The 19,158-nt window shown below is 50.6% G+C and carries 16 protein-coding genes and 4 pseudogenes; 3 read left to right on the forward strand and 17 right to left on the reverse strand.

The genetic code is table 11. The features are described 5' to 3' along the window. Nucleotides 1-492: 492 nt before the first annotated feature. The 11 genes from VSQ30_RS00560 to rhuM form a co-directional block, all read right to left on the reverse strand. Nucleotides 493-756, reverse strand: a complete 264-nt coding sequence (locus tag VSQ30_RS00560) for a HepT-like ribonuclease domain-containing protein (RefSeq protein WP_334461332.1) — start codon at nt 754-756, stop codon at nt 493-495. A gap of 82 nt (nt 757-838) precedes the next feature. Continuing rightward, nucleotides 839-1,216 carry a nucleotidyltransferase family protein gene (locus tag VSQ30_RS00565; RefSeq protein WP_334461333.1) on the reverse strand — a complete coding sequence of 126 codons (378 nt, stop codon included), beginning with the start codon at nt 1,214-1,216 and terminating at the stop codon, nt 839-841. 12 nt (nt 1,217-1,228) lie between these two features. Further along, nucleotides 1,229-3,787 (reverse strand): ABC transporter permease, encoded by a 2,559-nt coding sequence (locus VSQ30_RS00570; protein ID WP_334461334.1) that lies wholly within the window; start codon nt 3,785-3,787, stop codon nt 1,229-1,231. Beyond that, the gene (locus VSQ30_RS00575) at nt 3,784-4,470 is read right to left on the reverse strand and encodes an ABC transporter ATP-binding protein (RefSeq protein ID WP_334464751.1); all 687 of its coding nucleotides are present in this window, start codon (nt 4,468-4,470) and stop codon (nt 3,784-3,786) included. Before VSQ30_RS00575 ends, VSQ30_RS00570 begins: the two co-directional genes overlap by 4 nt. Before the next feature lie 83 nt (nt 4,471-4,553). Then, nucleotides 4,554-5,507, reverse strand: coding sequence for a sensor histidine kinase (locus tag VSQ30_RS00580; RefSeq protein ID WP_334461335.1), 954 nt, complete (start codon nt 5,505-5,507; stop codon nt 4,554-4,556). After that, complete coding sequence (locus tag VSQ30_RS00585; protein WP_334461337.1) at nt 5,504-6,166, reverse strand: response regulator transcription factor; 663 nt, start codon at nt 6,164-6,166, stop codon at nt 5,504-5,506. The genes VSQ30_RS00580 and VSQ30_RS00585 overlap by 4 nt, the downstream gene beginning before the upstream one ends. Before the next feature lie 765 nt (nt 6,167-6,931). After that, nucleotides 6,932-7,396: a recombinase family protein gene (locus VSQ30_RS00590; protein WP_334461339.1), complete on the reverse strand. Its 465-nt coding sequence runs from the start codon at nt 7,394-7,396 to the stop codon at nt 6,932-6,934. Next, nucleotides 7,347-8,201, reverse strand: a complete 855-nt coding sequence (locus VSQ30_RS00595; protein ID WP_334461341.1) for a recombinase family protein — start codon at nt 8,199-8,201, stop codon at nt 7,347-7,349. Before VSQ30_RS00595 ends, VSQ30_RS00590 begins: the two co-directional genes overlap by 50 nt. Nucleotides 8,202-8,272: 71 nt before the next feature. After that, nucleotides 8,273-9,970, reverse strand: a complete 1,698-nt coding sequence (locus VSQ30_RS00600; protein WP_334461343.1) for a recombinase family protein — start codon at nt 9,968-9,970, stop codon at nt 8,273-8,275. 209 nt (nt 9,971-10,179) lie between these two features. Further along, nucleotides 10,180-10,311: a SpoVA/SpoVAEb family sporulation membrane protein gene (locus VSQ30_RS00605; protein WP_334461345.1), complete on the reverse strand. Its 132-nt coding sequence runs from the start codon at nt 10,309-10,311 to the stop codon at nt 10,180-10,182. A gap of 44 nt (nt 10,312-10,355) precedes the next feature. Continuing rightward, complete coding sequence (gene rhuM, locus VSQ30_RS00610) at nt 10,356-10,676, reverse strand: RhuM family protein (protein WP_334461347.1); 321 nt, start codon at nt 10,674-10,676, stop codon at nt 10,356-10,358. 503 nt (nt 10,677-11,179) lie between these two features. Between rhuM and VSQ30_RS00615 the strand changes: the two are divergent. Next, nucleotides 11,180-11,939 (forward strand): annotated as a pseudogene (locus tag VSQ30_RS00615) (IS5 family transposase). Between the two features lie 203 nt (nt 11,940-12,142). Here the strand turns inward: VSQ30_RS00615 and VSQ30_RS00620 are convergent. Beyond that, on the reverse strand, nt 12,143-13,927 hold the full coding sequence (locus VSQ30_RS00620) for an AAA family ATPase (RefSeq protein WP_334461348.1): 1,785 nt from the start codon (nt 13,925-13,927) through the stop codon (nt 12,143-12,145). A gap of 130 nt (nt 13,928-14,057) precedes the next feature. Here VSQ30_RS00620 and VSQ30_RS00625 point away from each other — a divergent pair, with 130 nt between their 5' ends. Next, nucleotides 14,058-15,590, forward strand: a complete 1,533-nt coding sequence (locus tag VSQ30_RS00625; RefSeq protein ID WP_334461349.1) for an anti-phage dCTP deaminase — start codon at nt 14,058-14,060, stop codon at nt 15,588-15,590. 440 nt (nt 15,591-16,030) lie between these two features. Here the strand turns inward: VSQ30_RS00625 and VSQ30_RS00630 are convergent, their stop codons facing one another. The 5 genes and pseudogenes from VSQ30_RS00630 to VSQ30_RS00650 form a co-directional block, all read right to left on the reverse strand. Next, a complete protein-coding gene (locus VSQ30_RS00630) occupies nt 16,031-16,684 on the reverse strand; it encodes a phage portal protein (protein WP_502876158.1) in 654 nt (217 codons plus the stop codon). A 147-nt stretch (nt 16,685-16,831) separates the two neighbouring features. Further along, on the reverse strand, nt 16,832-17,164 hold the full coding sequence (locus VSQ30_RS00635; protein ID WP_016289662.1) for a type II toxin-antitoxin system RelE/ParE family toxin: 333 nt from the start codon (nt 17,162-17,164) through the stop codon (nt 16,832-16,834). Beyond that, a complete protein-coding gene (locus tag VSQ30_RS00640) occupies nt 17,161-17,466 on the reverse strand; it encodes a type II toxin-antitoxin system RelB/DinJ family antitoxin (RefSeq protein ID WP_016289663.1) in 306 nt (101 codons plus the stop codon). Before VSQ30_RS00640 ends, VSQ30_RS00635 begins: the two co-directional genes overlap by 4 nt. 86 nt (nt 17,467-17,552) lie before the next feature. Continuing rightward, nucleotides 17,553-18,218 (reverse strand): annotated as a pseudogene (locus tag VSQ30_RS00645) (terminase TerL endonuclease subunit); the annotation flags it as partial. After that, a pseudogene (locus tag VSQ30_RS00650) lies at nt 18,217-18,960 on the reverse strand (DNA cytosine methyltransferase); the annotation flags it as partial. The pseudogenes VSQ30_RS00650 and VSQ30_RS00645, both read right to left, overlap by 2 nt. On the opposite strand from VSQ30_RS00650, the pseudogene VSQ30_RS00655 reads away from it, so the two are divergent. Next, nucleotides 18,957-19,145, forward strand: a pseudogene (locus VSQ30_RS00655) (DUF4368 domain-containing protein); the annotation flags it as partial. The pseudogenes VSQ30_RS00650 and VSQ30_RS00655 sit on opposite strands and share 4 nt — an antisense overlap. Between the last annotated feature and the right edge of the window lie 13 nt (nt 19,146-19,158).

Raw genomic sequence — 19,158 nt, forward strand, 5'->3', positions numbered from 1 at the left:
GTAGCCGGGGGCAGGTTTCCCCGGCCCGCCTTGTTTGAGGCATCGAGAGGATAGCGGGGTAACATTGGCGTGTGTACCGCTATCCTGGTTTTTTCACTCCTTCCCGCCTCTGGATTATATGCAAAAGAAAAAGCACCCGGTTTTCACCGAGTGCTTTTCTAATTGCCTCATTCTTTGGGCAACATCATGGCCAACACGAACGCCGGGCCTACAAAGTAGATTGTAGCTGGGTTCGTATGACTCTGGTATGGCAGGGGCAGAAGGATTCGAACCCTCGGCACGCGGTTTTGGAGGTGGATAAACGTTCGGAAGCGAACGTTTGGGAAAGGCATGGATGAACATACAACAACCAGCTTTCCGCGCGGTTAAGGCAAACGCAACCTCAAATCACACGCCCCGCAAACTTTTGATGCTTTATTGATGCTATCCCAAAATCTCAGCCCCGAAAAATCGACGCTCAGCTCAAAATTTGTGCCGCTAAACAAAGATAACTCAGAAAAGTTCATCCTTCAACTGCGCTTCACAAAAGGCCTCCAACTCTGGCACATCCTCCGTAACAGTCACCCAGACCCGTTCCATATCCATAGCTCCGTAATCATGGGCAAACATATTCCGCATATTTTTGATTGCCCGCCAGTTGATACCCAACTCCTTTGACCGTGCCACAAAATCCTCTGAAAATCGGCCGGTCAATTCGCCAATTTGCAGTAGGTTCATACCGACAGAATCCGCATAATCCGAATCATCCGCAAACACCTAAAATGAATCTCCAAAGCGCTCCACAGTACGGTCGATTTTGTGGCAATACTGCAAGATATGCTCCAAAATCTGCCGGTCTTTACTGGGCAAGCTCATAAATCAGCACCTGATCCTTTCGTAGATTTTCCGTGAATACAATATTCGTTTCCTTGCCTAAAGTATTGGCGGTGACCATGTCTAGTCCTTTCCCAAGGGCCTCTTCAAAGTCGGCATATAGCGCGCCCAGAGCAAATAGCCCACGCAGGGCAGGAGCGTCCACGCAGAGGTCAACATCACTGGAGGGAGTGGCTTCGCCCCGGGCATAAGAGCCAAATAGATACACCTTTTTTACGCCATGCTTTTTTGCAATTGGCGCAACGATACCTTTGATTTCATTGATTGTGTAAACCTTTCGCGTCATGGAGAATCCTCCCTTTGTGATTTCAGTATAGCATAAAAAAACGATAGCTTCAAGCACGATCCTTCCCCATCATTCCTCCCACTTCACCCGCTCGGTCAATGAAGCTTTAGTCGCCGCTCGGAAGGATAGTTCCGCTGTGACCCACCCGACAACAAACAGCAGGACCAGTATCCCCGCCGCAGGCAAGGATATCGCGGAAACTTTCACGTCGAATATCTGCGCCAGCAGCGCATAAGAGAGAGCCGACCCAACCGTAAACGCCACCAGGCCGAACAACCCGCCCACGCTGTTTTCATACAGCAGCATCCGGCGAAGTTGTGCGTGGGTCATGCCTACAGTCTCCAGCATGGCGAACTCCCGCCGCCGCAGTACCGTAGATGTAAGGGCGCTGTTCACCATGTTCAAAAGCCCAATTAGGAAGATGATTCCGCAAAGACTGTACCCTGTCAGTTGTATGGCCCCGAGCCGTTCCTGCAATTTCTCTAGGTCCAGGAGCTTTCCGCCCAAAAGATAGCTGAAACTTGTGTCGCCGGAACCGACTCTACGACCCTCTGTCAGGGCTTGCGCCTCTTTAAGAAGCGCGTCCTCTCGGCCCTCTTTCGCGTTCACAAGCACCTTGAACACAGGGGCGTCCGGGAACTCTCTCTCAAAGACGCTCTCGGGCAGCAGGAAATACACTTCCTCCACGCCGAAGTGATTCGCCATGGGATCCCCGCAAATTTCCGCCAGAGCTGTCCAGAGGCCAGAGGACAGCTCCGCAGGGATGACTTCATATTCTCTTTTTAAGCCGTCTGAGGAAAGCGCCTCCCCAGGGGAAAACTGTATATCCGGGAGAATCTCCAGCTCGTTTTTTGTGAAAACGCACAGGACATGTTTGCCGTCGTACAGTTCCTCCCCGTCATAGTGAAAAGACTTGCTTCTATCATCCCGGTACACCACAATATCCCGGCAGAGCTGGTCGGGGATGGAGAGAACGGCGGTTTTTATCCTGCCGCTGTCAAGAATATCCTGGTACTTCTCACGCTCCCACTCATATTCTGTTTTTTGCGCCAGAAACGAGCGAAGGCTCTCTTCCAGACTGGGAGAAATATCTGCCTCTACCTGCCCAAAGCGCAGAAACTGCATTTCCTCCACGGTATCAGACGCGGCAAACTTCTCAATCATATCCGGCTCCACCGCAATGAAGCTTGAGATTTGCGTAAGTGCATCAGGGATATGGCCACTGCGGTTCCCCAGCCCCAGCCCCAGCTCCACGTCGAACATCCCGACCCTTTCCACGTCCACAATCATATCCGTAAGCCCACCCACCATCACAAACAGCAGCACGGACACCACCGCCGAGAGGGAAGTGACCAGCATCCGGCCACGGCTTCGACGCAGCCCCGCCATAGCCAGGCTTCTGGGGGAGGCGGGGGCTTCCCTGCGCTTTTCCTTTTTGGGAGCTTTGCTTTCCAGTTCAGCCGAAACCGACTGTATGGGCGTCATTTTCTTGATACGCGCCAGGGGCCGGAGCGCCGAGAAGAACAGCGTAAACAGCGTAAGCCCCCCGCTGAGCAGGACAATAATCGGGCTGAACCGATAGGGCAGCACCTCTCCGCTCATGCTCATAAACACAGGGGCGAGCAGCCGGAACCCAATGAAATATCCCAGCAGAAGCCCCACGGGCAGCGCCCCGCAGGCAATAAGCCCGGTCTGCATCAGCGTCAGCTTTTTCATCTGCCGATGGGTCGTGCCGATGACCTTCAAGAGCCCGAAGGCGCGCATATCCTGGGTCAGCGCGATGGAATAGACGTTGTAGATGAGCAAAAACGCCGCGAAGAACAGCACTCCTATCACCAAGAGTATCAGCAGAACGTTGCCCGGCTGGAGTAAGTTGCCCAAATCCGCACCCACATAGGCTCCGTTGATTTGGGTGCGCTGCTCCTCTCCCGGGACCTCCCATTGGGAAAGCCGCTCTGTCACCGCCTCCAGCCGCTGCTCTATCCCGAAGCTGCTGTGAAAGTTCATCATGACGCTCAGTTCCAATTCCTCTGCCACGTTCTCTCCATACAGCGCTACCGCCGGGGGCGGGGAATCCGCGTCGCTGTGATAGAAACCAGAAACCGTGTAGGTCCTCTCCCTCACCATCGGCTCTGGGGTATACGCGCTTATAATAAAGAAACGGACCTGATCGCCAATGGAAAGCGTGGGGAACGCTTCCCGGCAGAGCATAATATCGTCTAACCTTTGGGGGAACCGGCCCTCGGTCATTGTCATAAAGTGGTGGGGAAGGATGCCCTCCCTGTCCACAAAAGCCATCCCAAACCCTTGCCTTATGCTGTTCGCCTCTGCCGGCTCCTCCCAGTGCACAGGGGCATACGCTGCAAGAAATGTTTCCGAGACCTCGGGGGCGCTCTGAATTTCCTCCCGCAAGGCTTCCCCGGAGATAGAATATCCGGTATCAACGATCAACGCGTGCACATCGGAGGTAAACGCCAGCATTTTGGAGAGCTGGATGGAATCTACAGCGCAGTAGGCAAAGCTGATTACCGTCATGTACAGCACTGCCGTAAGCACCACCGCCACTGCCACAAACCCGGTGCGCAGCCGGTGGGAGCGTATCTGCAAGCGGGCAAGCCGGAAAATCATTTTGAGCCCTCCCCGCTATCGGAAATAATGCGCCCGTCCTCGATGCGTATGCGCCGGGCGGTCATCTGAGCCAGCTCCTCGCTGTGGGTTATCATGACAATGGTCTGGGACAGCTCCCGGTTGAGCTTTTCCAAAAGGAGCATGACTTCAAGGCTGGTCTTGCTGTCAAGGTTCCCTGTGGGCTCGTCGGCCAGGACGATGTGGGGCTTTGTGGCAAGGGCTCGGGCGATGGCCACTCGTTGCTGTTGCCCGCCGGAGAGTTGGGAGGGCAGGGCATACCTTTTTTCGTAAATGCCAAGGGTGGAGAGAAGCTGTTCGGTTTCCTCCGGGTCGGCTTTCAGCTTGTCCAACCCCAGGGGCAGGACAATGTTTTCCCAGACATTCAGCCCGGGGATCAGGTTGTAGCTTTGGAACACGAAGCCGATGTAGCGCCGCCGGAACACGGTGAGCTCGTCGGGCTTGAGGGAGTAGAGGTCCGTGCCATCGATGGTGACTGTGCCTTCTGTGGGACAGTCAATGCCCCCCAGCAGGTGCAAAAGCGTGCTCTTGCCGCTGCCACTGGAACCCACCACAGAAACAAACGCACCGCGCTCTACAGATAGCGTTACCCTATCCAGGGCCCGCAGTGCATTTTCTCCGTTTCCGTAAACCCTTGTCAGCTGATTCGTTTGTATAAGCATGATTGTACCCTTTCTTTTGATTTTTCATCATTATAGCAAACGAATCTTTCCAGACCGTAACGAAATCTTTCAGTTTTGAAAGATTCCTACCCGGCAGGCAGGAAAATGCTGAACCGGCACCCACCGCCTTCCCGGTTTTCACAGAGCGCCCGGCCGTTCTGGGCCTGCACGATCATACGGCACAGGGTAAGGCCGATGCCAACGCCAGAGGCGTTCCGGTTGGTTTTGCCGCGATAGAAGCGCTTCCAGATTTCCGGCAGTTCCTCCTCGGGGATGCCAGGGCCTTCGTCGAGGACATCTAGCCGGATGTATGTCTCATACCGTTGAGCCGCAACGGTAATTTTCGAGTTTTCCGGCGCGTATTTGACACTGTTATCCAGGAGCGCCCCCAATGCCTCTGCCGTCCAGCGCATATCAAGCAAAGCGGTCAATCCTTCGGGAATTTCTACGGACAGGACGATGCTTTTCCTCTCAGCTTCCGGCACAACGGCTGATAATGCCTGGGCTGCCAATGTTTCCACCGATTCTTTCGTGGGATGCACATTCTCTTCAATAAGCCCACCCTCACAACGAGAGAGTTTCACTAAAGCGTCCAGGAGAAACTGTAGCTTGCTGGCCTGCTGGGCGATTGCCGCCGATTCAGCGGAAGGTGGTAATAATTCGGCGTACATCCGTGTAGCCGTCAACGGCGTTTTGCACTGGTGTGCAATGTCGGAGACCAGCGCGGCCAGGTTGCGGTAGCTCTGGGTAACACGCCGGTCCCGGGCCTCCTCCTGGCCGCGTTTCAGCCGGAGCTGCCGGGCCAGCGGGGCAAGGCCGCTTTCCCGGGCGGCAAAATCATCTTTCCCATCCAGCGCCTTCTGTACATCGTCCAGCAGCCTTTGCCTCCGCGTTTTCTCATACATCGCAAAGCCCACGGTGACAAGGCCGGAAAGTGCCGCATAGCAAACCGTGGGCCAGATGCTGCCCACATAAAGACTGTTCACGAGGCAGAACACCACTGTCAGAATGAGCCAAACAACGAGGAAAAGCAACGTCATGTTTTGTCACCTACCCACATATAGCCCAGTCCGTAAATGGTACTGATGCTTTTCTCACCTAACCGGCCCCGCAAGCGGCTGACTGTAACGGACAGGGCGTTTTCGTTCAGTTCCTCGCCGCCCTCCCAGAGAGCGTCGGTCAGGGCCGTCCGGGACAGCACATGGCCGGCGTTCTTCACCAGCACCGCCAGCAGCTTGCACTCTGTGGCGCCCAGATACACCCTCTCGCCGTCCACGGAAAAGTCCATCGCTCCGAAGTCGAACCGATACCGCCGGTCCACATACAGGTCGCTCCACTTCTCCCTGCGTTCCAGCAGGGCGGCGATCCGCTCCCGCAGCACCATCAGGGAGAAGGGCTTTTTCACGTAGTCGCAAGCCCCGGCACGAAAGGCGGCTACCTCGTCGATCTCTGAATCCCGCACGGTGAGGAAAATCACGGGGATTGTCATTCTGCGCATGAGTTCGCGGCAGAAGTCGATGCCGTTGCCGTCGGGGAGGTTGCAGTCAAGGAGCAGCAGGTCAAACTGCTGGGCGTTTATACGCTGGGCGGCAGAGGCGAGGTCCTCCGCGCCCACCGCCTCCATCGTATCAGAGGCCAAAGACCGGCATAATCCAGCGCGAATCGCCTCGTCGTCCTCAATAATCAAAATTCTCTTCATGCGCGTATCCTCCCAGCTCCAGCGCAGCTTGTGTGTAATCCTGCAAAAGCGTATACTTAATTATAACCGTTTGGGGGAATAAAAGCAACGGTCGGTGGGGAATTCTGGGGGTTATTCTTTTAGCTGGCAGGCATGAGTTTACAACGAAAAGCTATTTAGAGCCAAATAAAACTAGCGTAATATAACCAAATTACCGTAAACTGTTGCCAGACCAGATAAAGAGCAGGTATGCAGGACTATGAAAGATTATCCAGCCTCAAAGGGTGCAGAAAGCCGTCAAAAAGACAAGCAGGTTAAAGCGTGGGGTCTACCACGCAGGTGACATCGGGCGGCAGAGCCGACCGTTGGGGCAAATTGAGAGATTTTTTACGAAAAATCAGGGGTCGGTTAATATGGAGACCTGCAAAACCTGCCAAGTGATGTCAATACCTAATCAAGGGAAAAACGAAAAAATGAAAAGATAAAAAAGGGAACAGCAAGGCAAGCTGTCAACAGAAGAATGCAAAAACAGCTCACAAAAAAAGGATATGGGTAGCATCAGGGGCTAGCGATCCACTTGCAGCAAATACGCCTTGACAGTCCCGTAATAAATGCGCAAGAACTTGTTAGCCCCAGCAGTCATATAGGGCGGACGCAAGAGAAAGCATCTCGTTCTGGATGGAAGATAATGTTTCCGTGATTGCGTTCAGTTGATCCACAGCGTATATAATGAGACGTTTTGTGTCTTCTGTCTTGGGAAGGGTACTTGGGTGGCTGGAGGCTGTCTCATATATCTGCAGGGCTTTCTGTTCGCTGAAACGGTATCCATGCCTGCTGGGTGCTGTGGATGTTCTGCTCCTCGAAGAAGATGTCCACGCCAATTTCCTTGAGCATACGAACATACTTGAGAACGTCAGCGGTATTCCGTGCAAATCGGCTGATGGACTTGGTAATAATCATGTCGATTTTGCCGCGCCGACATTGCTTTATCATCTTGTTAAACTCGTCACGCTTTTTGGTGCTTGTCCCCGAAAGTCCCCTGTCCGAAAAGATGCCCACAAAGGCCCATTTTGGCTCGCTTCTGATTTTCTCGGTGTAGTACCGGACTTGCACGTCATAGCTGTTCAGCTGTTCCTCCTGGGCCGTGGAAACGCGGCAATAAGCCGCCACCCGGAGCTGCCGATGGGCCTGCTTGATTTCTTCAGCTATGTTGATTTTCGCTGGTATCTTTCGAACCACTTTCTTCGGCATTTCCATCGCCTGTTGCATTTTCATCATCCTTCCCGACCATCTGGTCATTTATTAATCTGATACTTACTGTGCCTTCTTTTTCGAGGTGAATTTCTTGCACAGCTTTCTTGAAAAGTGACAGAGAAAAAGCTGAAAGCGGCTCTGCATCTGCGAGAGTCGCTTTCAACCTATGTGCTTTATATGGAGCGGAATCAATATCCGTATATTTCAGGGAGACACATTCCAGCATTTTCTTTCTCAGGGTATTTTTATCATAGTCGAGGGTGTCCAACGTCCGGGCAATTTCATTTTTTATTTTGATAACCTGCACACTTGGAGCGGATTCATTATTGGCAGGGATTTGCACGAACTCAGGATTGACAATCGCCCGGTTTAGCAGTACAGTTATATCGTGGAGCAGGTCGCTGTCGGCCTTGTGAATCACCGTGTGGCACTCCGCATTGGAACATATCCATCGTTGCTGGCACTTCTTGAATCGGCTGTCATGCCGTCGAACCATTTCGCCGCCACAAGTGGGGCAGATTACTGGCACATCTATATGGAAAATTTCAGAGCGGCGGTCGGTACCGTGCTGGGTGTTCTTTTGGGCTTTTATCTCGACCATGGCCTGGTGCGTTCTTTCATCACTAATCACTGGAAAGCCACCTTTGCCGGTGTATCGCTCATCTTCTATCAGCCGCATAATGCGGGATTTGTTCCATCCGGTAACGCCGGGCTGATATTCCACATTTTCAGCATTCAGCCGGTCGGCAATATCCAGCAGAGGCATACCATTTTGGTACTCGCTGAAAATGCGATTCAGCACAGAAACCTCCTGTGAATGAGTGGTTATCACACCATTCTGATACTGATACCCGAATGGGACATTCCTCTTTTTCATGCCGTGCGACACCTCACATTCTCAGGGATTTGCTCCGTGAAGGCCAGCCCGCCGATGAGATGAAAGGTCAGCTTCGAGTTGTCCATGACCGTGATACTCTGGATTGTTTCCTTGAATAGCTCTCGGTTAAATGACGCCCCCGGCACATATCCTGCCAGGGTATCGTCCAGTGATTTCAGCGTGAATATCAACTCATCGTCCTCATCCTCCGATAGTGCCTTTTTACGGTCGAGCCGCAAGGCATTGATTTTGTTACTGATGACCGATAACTGAGCCGCAAAGTCAGTGGCGTTCAGAACACCGTTAGTGTGGAGCCGGGCAACCACCAGATTTTGCGCGCTCAAATCGGCTATCTGCTTGTCGATCTGCCGTATCTTTTCCTGGCTCTCGCTGCCATGATTCTGCATCATCTCCAGTTGGTGGATGAGTGTGCCCAGCAGGTCTTGCCGGTGGGAGGCCAGCTTATCTGCCATCAAGCAGAAGGTGTCGAAGACGGCATTTTCTCGCACACGTCTGCTTTGACAGTTTGTAGCGCCTGCTGCTTTATCACTGCACATCCAGTACACCGTTCCGCGCAGCAGTTGTCGGCGGAAGGTACTCCCGCAGTCGGGGCAGCGCAGGATACCAGACAAAATTGAATTGTGTTCGCGCTTTGTGGTTGTAATTCTGGATTCTTGCAGTTTTTGAGCTGCGTGAAACACCTCTCTGCTGATAATGGGTGGGTTGCTGTTTTCCACATAATACTGGGCCTTTTCCCCGTGATTGCGCTTTTTGCGGAAGGGCACCGTATCTGTAGTGTATTCCTTTTGCAGAAGCGCATCGCCCATATACCGTTCGTTTTTCAAAATACTGCGCACCGTCCCGGGCAGCCAGCGGTTCCGGTGCATAGGCGACGCTATGCCCTGCTCTGTCAGGGCCTCCGCAATTTCAGCAGGGGTGGCCCCTTCCAGGCAGCTTTCATATATGTACCTTACGATCCGTGCTTCCGTTGGCTCAATGACTAACCTGCCAAAATGGTCCCGGTAATAGCCCAGCGTGTTTTGGACAGAAAATTTATACACACCTTCTGCCATGCGCCAGCGTATGCCTGCCTTGATAGCCTCGCTTTTTTGCTGGGATTCCATCTCCGCCAGGGCAGACAGCAGGATAATCAGCAGGCTGTTTTTTCCATCGCCGGTGTGGGTGATGCCCTCTGTTTCAAATTCTACTGAAACAGGCGGCTCCAGGGAGGACAGCGTCCGCAGGTTGCCCAGGATATCTACAATATTCCTGCCAAAACGGCTGATGCTCTTGGTAAGTATCAGGTCGATTTTCCCTGCTTTAGCGTCCTCGATCATCTTTTGAAAGCCTAAGCGTTTATGCACAGTGGTGGCGCTTAAGCCCTCGTCCTGATAAATCCCTGCCATCTCCCACTGGGGGTTGCCCTCGATGCGTTTTGTAAAATGATGGACTTGCATATCAAAGCTCCCCATCTGCTCTTCTTCCTGTGTGCTGACCCGGCAGTAGGCGGCAACACGGAGTTTTTGCCGCTCCATTTGCGGCCCTGCCTTTGGCGGAGGCGGTATCACAATCACGCCGCCGCTCCCCTGGTTTTGCCGGATCTCTTCCCATAGCTGCTGGCGCCTGCGCTCTTTCCGTCCTCTGCGGTTTTCCAAACTCTTAAACGAGTTGTCTGCCATAACTGCGAGCGTCATAGCTGGCCTTTATGGATATAAAAAGACCTTGCACGGCGCTGTAGCCTCCTCTCATAAAATTTTTCCGCATCAGGTATGCACCTCCTTCCGTTTTTTTATAACCGCCTCCCCCGTGCTGTAGGAGGCCAATATAAAATAGCAGAATCATTTTGCTGTGTCAAAATAAGAAGACGTCATCCGTATTGGACAGCGTCTTCCCATTGAAAACATTAAATTAGTTGAATTATCCACAAAACCAGCCCAAACACCACGCTGGCTGTAATGCCGAACACCAGCACCGGGCCTGCCACTGTGAACAGCTTGGCCCCCAGGCCGGTGATGAAGCCTTCTGCTTGTGTCAAGTTAGAATCAACAAAACTGGGGGATTGCACAATAACAATGCATGTTATATGCATTTATCTGTGCTACTTGGCACGCTCTGCTTCCAGTCGGCCGAAATCACTCTCATATAGCCTGTCCTGCACAACGCAGTACTTCTCGAACTCGCTCTCTGCGTGGCACGGATGGAGTTTACCCGGTAGCCCACGGAGATAACGGCGTCCAGATTGTAATGTTCTATGTTCCGGGTCACCTGGCGGGAACCTTCGATTTGAACTATCTGGAATTTCCGGATAGTTGCCTGCCTCTCTAACTCACCCGACTCAAAAATATTTCTCAAATGCTCATTGATTGTTTTGACACTTACATCAAAAAGCTGCGCCATCATCTTTTGTGTCAGCCAAAGGGTTTTGCCTTCATAGCGGACTTCTATGCTATCCGCATGGGACTATTTTTCAAATATGAGAAATTCAGCAGTACTGTTGCGGATGGTTAAATCTTTTTTAGACAGTTGCTCCCTCATGTACGATATTCTATTATGGTAGAGCTAAACGGTTTGGCTTCACACAACTTTGATATCATTATACCACCATTCCTTTCAAAATGAAAGTTCAAATAATAGGGAAAAGCCTATCTCAAAAAGAATAGGCTTTTTTGTACCCAAATTTGAAATATGAAGATTCTCAGTTCATATACAGCACTCGCACATATTCCAAATACCAAAACCGGCCCTGCAATGGAGAACATTTTTATGCAGGTTCTGTTCTTACGATCTTGGCTTGTGTTAAATTATGACCAACAAATTTGAAGTATTGTAAGCTACGCACCACCATTAGGGCTTGTTTGAAAAATGCATATTGCACAAATTGAGAATAAGTATAAAATAGAGGCATGAAACGATATGAATTGACAAAGGAACAATGGGAACGCGTAAAAGCAGTGCTTCCGCCGGAAAGAACAGGGAAACGCGGCCGGCCCCGGAAAGATGACCGGAGAATGCTCAATGGTATGCTGTGGATCGCCCGCAGCGGAGCGCAGTGGCGGGAACTGCCGGAGGTGTATGGCCCGTGGCAGTCTGTGTACGCCCGATTTGCCAAATGGCGGGACGACGGCACATTGGAAGCCATATTTCGCGCATTGTCCGCAGATGCGGATATGGAAAACCTGAGTCTGGACTCTACCTGTATCAAGGTTCACGAAAGTGCCAACGGAGGGGGAAAAAACGGCAGATAAAGCAATCGGGCGAACCAGAGGCGGGCTGAATACAAAGCTGCATGCTATTGTGGATGGACTGGGAAACCCGGTTGCATTCATGCTGTCCGCAGGGCATGACCATGATTCGGTCCATGCTGTTGAACTACTGGAAAAGGTACAGATCAGCGGCAGTAATGTATTGGCAGACCGTGCTTATGGGGCAAAAACGATTCGGGCTTATATCTCAGAACAGGGAGCCAGCTATGTGATCCCGCCTCAGAGCAATGTTTCTGAGCCGTGGCCGGTTGATTGGTGGTTATATAAAGAGCGCCATTTAGTTGAGTGCTTCTTCCAGAAGCTCAAATGGTTTCGCAGAATTGCCACCAGATATGACAAGTTGGACGCTTCTTTTCTCGCCTTTGTTTACTTGGCATCCATCGCCATTTTGTTGATTTAGCACAGCTTCCTTGATTTTTCAAACAAGCCCTAGCATACTACAAAGAAAACTTATAACATCTTCCCGCCCCTAATAGCTATACCTCTGAAATTTTTGCCATCTATACAATAGGTAGAAAACCAAAGGCCCGTATACTGAATCAAAATTATATATAGGCAAAACATGGTTGCATCTACAGAAACATTTCTGTATTGATTTTGAAGTTATGGTTTGGTCAGCCCAGGGAAAATAACCTTATCAGAATTGACAGGGCTTTTATCATCTCTTCTGTCTTTACCAATAGCTAATTCCTGCTTATACCGTTGGTAAGCGAAATGTGCGTTAATGTATTGCTGCGACAAAAAAGCGTAATAGCGGGCATTTGATTTCCGAACCTTCATATCGATTTGTTTGTCATGTGCAATCTCTATCCTTTCTTCATCAATCTTTTTAAGTAATCCTTCGCACTCTTTTTCTAGAGAATAGAGCGCCTCTACGACAGCAACAGGGCGTATTTTGCCAACATCCTCCGATGGTATTACCCAACAGTTAGTTTTCTCTATTGAGAACGTGTTCGGTAATCCCTTCTGATATGCATGAGGAAACAAGCGTTTAACCTGCTTATCCCGAAGGAGGAGATATCCTGCTTGCCCATAGGGCTGTTCTCCGTTTGTTAAGGAGTGCACTTCTAGAAAAATCAAAATCCCATCGTTGGTTAAAAAAGAACAGATACGTTGAAAAATATTGCACCATTTTCGCGGCTCAATCTCATGCAGTACATTCATCAAGATGACTACATCATATTTACCCGAATTTGTGACTTCTTTCAGCGAAGTGTGGTAAACCACGTTTTTGGGCCGTTCCGGGTCAGGGTAAACGTCATACGCTTCGTAGCTAAGAAGGCTATTTAACTTTTTTGCATCGGGAACCGCTAACTTCAGGCACTCCCACACCCGGCACTTCCCGGCACCATAATCGAGAACCTTCAAGGGGCGTTCCGCCTGGATCCCGCGGAGGACTTCTAAAACTTTTATTGTCTGCTCGTCTTTACGACTGGCAGCTCCCTTTGTTTGGGGAAGAAGGAAGTTCTCTATAACAAACTGGTAATTTTCCCAGTTTTCCATAGAGTGCAGCAGTTCGTACATATCAAGATTGTCCAACCCTATCAAATCATTATAGATATGCTGATATGTTGTGCTATTGCGTTTTAAAACCTTGCTTTGACCGAGATAAACCAAACTCTCAAAAGGAAACTGCGGAAGGATAAAAATAGAATGTGTAGCTATCCACAACTGGGATATGGCTTCAGAGTTATAGAGCATATCAATCATAGTCAATAAAGCTTTGGGATGAAGATGAAGCTCCGGCTCGTCCATCAGCAAAACAATTTTCCTTCTTTTCCCTTTGCTATAGTGTAGGTAAAATAAAAAGGTGCCTAAGTAAAATAGCATCAATTCACCTGGAGATAGCTGCGGAAGGCACTCCTCCAGGTATTGCGTTTTTAACGATCTTTCTGGCCGTGATATGGCGATGTGCCCATCTACCTTCTCATTTAAAAAGAACCCGCCAAGCAGTGCAGAAAAGAATTCATTCAACTTCTTTAAATCTTCCAGTCTTCTTTGCCTTGCCCCTTTTGCATGAATATTTAAGCCATTAAAAAGATCTTCCAAAAAAACAGTGCTGTCCTTTTCCGCTAATTTCAAAAAATCTTTAAAGCTAAGTGAAGAATCATAATAGACTGCATCGTAGAGGGATACCTCGTCTTCGCTTTCAGCTGCATCATTAGGGCTAAACCCGGAACGGGTCTCAGGAAAGTAAAGGGTAATTACTTCTAGCTTGTCTTTGTGTTGTTTATAATAATTCTCTACCGCTTTTAAGAATCGGGTTTTCCCAGCCCCGTTTTTCCCTATTATAAGATTTTTATTAGAGAACTGATGGCCCGCTACCCCCTCCAGCCCGTATTCCATAAAAATTGTATCATTAGAGAAGGCAATTATTTCATCACCCATAGTATCCCTCGTTTCTTGTGTATACAGTTTTATTTTACTACAGGATATCCTATATTTCAATCCTCTTTACAAGTTTTTTTGGAAGTGATATAATTACAGCAACAAATATGCGGAGAGGGTAGAATATCGTATGGGAAACATGAACCTTGAGGTAATCCCGGATGTGAAACGAACCGATTTGGTAATAGGTTTGACTTACGCGGTTGGAACTCGTGAGGATATTGTAATTGGCATGTTGGGGGAAAAGCTGAAAGAGTTCAAATATCATGTACATGTTATTAAAATATCCGAAATGATCGTAAGCAAGGGAGGAAAAACTTCAGATTCTTCTTATCAGAAAATTTCACAGCTGATGGACACCGGCAATACCATGCGGAGGGCGTCAGGGGAATATGGGATTCTTGCCTTGGCTGCTATTGAGTTAATTCTGCGCACCCGGGACCAGACTGGGGATGGAGAATCGCCTCCTGACGGGGAAGACTCATTTGGCAACGCTTTCATAGTGTCCTCTTTGAAACACCCCAGGGAAGCAGATATACTGCGGGAGATTTATTCCAGCTCCTTTTTTCTGGTTGCCATTAATGAAAACGAGGAGCAAAGGTGTATAAACCTTACGGAGCGCAGAAACATGGGGTTGGACGATGCAAGGAAATTGGTGAAAAGGGATGAAGGAGAAGATGAGCCTTTTGGACAGCACACCAGGGCTGTCTTTGAAATGGCAGATATCCATTTAAGCTTGAATTTGACTTCTTCATCGGAAAAGGTTAAAACCAAAAATGAAGGGCTTTTGAAAGAACAGGTTGACCTTCAGGTGTCGCGGGTTCTCGATTTAATATTTGCCAATCCGTTCATTACGCCGACGTTTGATGAATATGCTATGTTTATGGCATATGCTTCCAGCTTGCGTTCCGCAGATCTTAGCCGGCAAATCGGCGCTGTGATAACAAATTCCCTCCAGGAAATCATTGCCACTGGCGCAAATGAGGTTGCCAGGTTCGGCGGAGGGCAATACTGGCCTGACCCCGAAAATTTTAAGGATGAAGATGGCGGACGGGACTACACCAGGGGGGTTGATGCAAATCGTGCTGAACGCTCACAGATTATTGACGAGATTGTAAATATTTTTAATTTTGAAGGACATGAAGATGAAAAAGAACAGGTACGCCAGTCTCTCACGCAATCCAGGATCAAGTTCCTAACAGAGTATAGCCGCCCGGTCCATGCGGAGATGTCGGCTATCATCGCCTGTGCGCGTTCCGGTATATCCCTTAACGGGGCAACTTTATATTGCAGCACGTTCCCTTGCCATAATTGTGCTAAACACATTATCAATGCCGGAATAACGCGGGTGGTTTTTATAGAACCTTACCCGAAAAGCAAAACGATTGAATTGTATAGCGATTCAGCCTCTATCACCCATGAGGAAAAGAAAGTCAGTTTTGAAGAGTTTGTGGGGATTGGCCCCAGAAAATTTTTTGACCTCTTTTCGTTGAAATTAAGCAGCGGGCGTAGTATAATAAGACAAGATAGTAGAGGCATTGTCCATTGGGAGCGCGCCTCTGCCCGGCTGCGTTGTCCTCTTGTGGCATCTTATACTGATCGTGAAAAACTGAAAGTAATCCAGTTGAATCAGTTATGGAAAAAGGTCGAAGAGGCAATGTAATCAAAATTTGTAGTTATAGGAGAATTCCCCATGTACAATTTGAGTGTGAAAGAAGATGTAATTGAAAATTACCAAGAACAAACGGAAAGGTTAGTGAAAGAAATATCCGAGTGGCCTCTGGAACGTGTTCGCTCCCTATGCCTGGATCAAAGCGATGTTGAACTAGTTCAAACAATTCTGTACGGAGCCCATTAAATTATATATATTCTATTCGTCTTTATATAAAGCATCGTTTGTCACTTGACATCTGTGGCAGACGGTGTTTTATATTTCGAACGGGGATGGGCATCACACCTGCCGAGCAAATCTCTTATCTGAAACCGAAGGAACAGACTATGCTGAGGTCATGACCATAACTATGGATGCCGAAAAAAATAACTTGGCTTTACGTCTATTTGTCATATCATCATCTGCGGACAGCCGCAGATACTTAGCGATGGTCATATTGCCACCGCCTTCCCGGCAGATGCCAGCAGTTCCATCAAGGTGGCGCGTTTGTCCTGGTATCGCAGTTTAATAGACACCCGATTATCCGTGCCGACTTCTATCCGTTCAAAGCCGAGTCCGGGGATATGCAGCACATCCGAAGGGGACAGATTTACGGTGCTGCCTTTCATGGTCGGCGCATCATCGTTCCCCGTCAGGTAGGAATAATAAAGCTGCCCCTTTTCATCCCGGTCGACCGTCATCCTGTCCGGCATCAGCGGGTACAGTGCAATGACCTCCCCCTTCCCGTTGCGGATGATCTGCGAGTAGGCATTCCCCCAAAGGAGCAGGTGCGTCATCAGCGTTTCCCGGAACACGAAGGAAGTCATCTCCGGGTTCGGCTCGTCATGGAGCAGAAAATACAGCGGGTGGTCCGCCGCCTTTTCCTTCCCGCCGTTATCCGTATATTTATAGAAATGCAGCGGCAGCCCCGCCACCGCCTCCGAAAGTATCCGGACGCAGGAGTACACCGCCGTCATCTGCATGGAGGAACGTTCATTGACACGCTTGCCGCTGGTGCTGCCGCCCATGAAAAAGCTATAGGTGCTGCCGGAAGTCCTGTTCTGAGGGGCGTCCCTCGCCCTGAACAATCCGCTGAATAATCCCATAGGAACCACGCTCCTTTCCGAAAAACAGACAGACAAAAGACACCGCCGAAGCGATGCCTTCTGTCTGCCCACGCCCTGTTTAGTTAAATTGTATAGTCCAAACGGCATAAGAAAAGCACCCGCCATTTCTGGCAGATGCCCTCCTGTTCAGTATTCTATTTCTGTTTCACTTAGCTGTCTGCGGATATCCCTGCCGCCGTACATGATGCGGACAATGCTCACTGTGTTTCTGGTTTCATCCGGCAGATAAAACACAAGGTAATTATCAACAGGGAAAAAACGGAGCCCTTCGCTGTGCCACGGTTCTTCTTCGTACAGCCGGAACCGCATCGGCATCTCATCAAGAGCGCGGATTTCCTTCATGATCCGCTGCGTCTGCCCTGCTGCCGTTTCCGGCACAAGCAGTTCATATGCAATATACTCGTATATATCCCTCAGATCACGCCTCGCCCCGGCCGTGTATACGATATCCCAGCTCATATCCCGTAATCCCGCCGCATTTCTTCTTCCACTGCATCTGCTGAATATACCCTGCCTTCCCGTATATCCTCCATGCCCTTTCCTATCTCTGCGTCAAACTGCTCTTTTGTAAGGGAGCCGTATGCAAGCGGCGCCTTCTTCGGCAGCTTCATCTCGAACGGGATGCCCTGCTGAAGCACGACCTGCCTTAAAAACATACCGACCGCATTTGACATTGGTATGCCAAGCTGGTCAAGCACCCGTTCCGCCTGCTCTTTGATCTCAGGCTCCACACGCGCGAATACATTTGATGTCCTTGCCATTTAAACCACATCCTTTCACTATATAGTATACCGCTTTTGCTTGCGGTATGCAAGCGTTCCGCTTGATTTTTGTATGGATGCACAAATCAGAACACCAAAAGTCCGCGGGAATCGTACACGCTTTCGGATGTCTGGTTCCCGCAGCGCACCGCACGGTCAAGCCCCATGATCGCGGCCACCGCGCCGTCAATCTTCTCCGTGGACTTTTCCTTATCTGCCTTGATATTGCCTGCGGGGTCGGTGCGGATGAAGATGTTGTCCATCATCCACCGCAGGACCGGATGCCCGCCGTGGGCAATCATCTGCTCCAGCACCAGCTTCATCAGCTCCTTTGTGGGTGGGGACATATCCTTGAAGCCCTGGCCGAACGGTACCACCGTAAAGCCCATACCCTCAAGGTTCTGCACCATCTGCACAGCACCCCACCGGTCAAAGGCAATCTCCCGGATGTTAAAGCGTTCACCAAGACGTTCAATATATTTTTCAATATAGCCGTAATGCACCACGTTCCCTTCCGTGGTCATCAGCTTCCCCTGCCGCTCCCACACATCGTAGGGGACATGGTCACGCCGCACACGCAGCTCCAGTGTCTCCTCCGGCACCCAGAAGTACGGAAGGATGCAGTATTTATCCTCCTCATCCAGTGGCGGGAACACCAGCACGAACGCCGTGATATCCGTGGTGGAGGACAAGTCCAGACCTCCGTAACACACACGCCCCTCTAAGTCATCCTCCGAAACCGGGAAGGCACGGCTGGTTGTTCCCGCCCATGCCGTAGGTGGAGCTGACCGTGGGCGCTGTTTCCAAGGGTCCCGTGTATCTCGTATCCTGTGAATGGTTCTCATAAAGTTCCGGTTCCATGGCGGCATCCTCCTGGCTCATGACCATCGGTACATTCCCGCCGCCGGTCCCCATCCGGGATGTCAGCGTCTGTACCTTGCCGTCCCCCGACAGCTTCACACGGCTGTCCGCAGGGTGGTTCTCCAGCGCCATCGCCGCAGGGATCGTCCCGGCACGGAGCGTGGGCGAGGTTTCCTCCCCGTACCCAATCCCCCGCGCCTGTGCGGAATGCTCCGTGCAGAAACCGGCCGATTCCAGTACGCACGGGGGATGGTGTGCCTCTGCCCGCAGGGTGCAGGTCACCTCATCCGTCACATCCATCCTCTGCCCGCCCTGGTCGTTTAAGCAGATGCCGCCTGCCGCTCCAGTGCAATCCGCAGCACCTCCGGCAGCTCCTTGCCACGCACGGAAGCCCTCCGCAGAATACCCAGACACGCCTTCGGACTCAAATAATACCTTTCCGGCACTCCCGCCTGCAAAATCTGCGACAAGGTAGATGCGTTTTCTCCGCTGGGGGACTCCCCAAAATTGGGCGTCAAGGACGCGCCATGCGAGGGAAAATCCGTCCCCCACGACAGTTCCTGCGTTTGCCCACTTCCCCTTTGGAGGTCCAGGTACAGAAATACTTTCGTCTTTGACGGAGCAGACCGCTTCAGCGCAAGGCCAGCGGAGCGCAGAAGCGGTATGAGGATAAGATCAAGGCCAGGAAAAAGGCTGAAATGGACGCCAAAAAAGACGCTATCCGGGCCGAGGATATGGCAAAGGGTATCTATACCCCTGTGGGCAAGCTGCCCCGAAAAGAGCCGCAGAGGGCGGCACAGGCCAGTGCAGCAGTTTGAGAGTGCGAAAGGA

Source organism: Acutalibacter sp. JLR.KK004 (assembly GCF_036941085.1).
Taxonomy (GTDB): Bacteria; Bacillota; Clostridia; order Oscillospirales; family Acutalibacteraceae; genus Acutalibacter.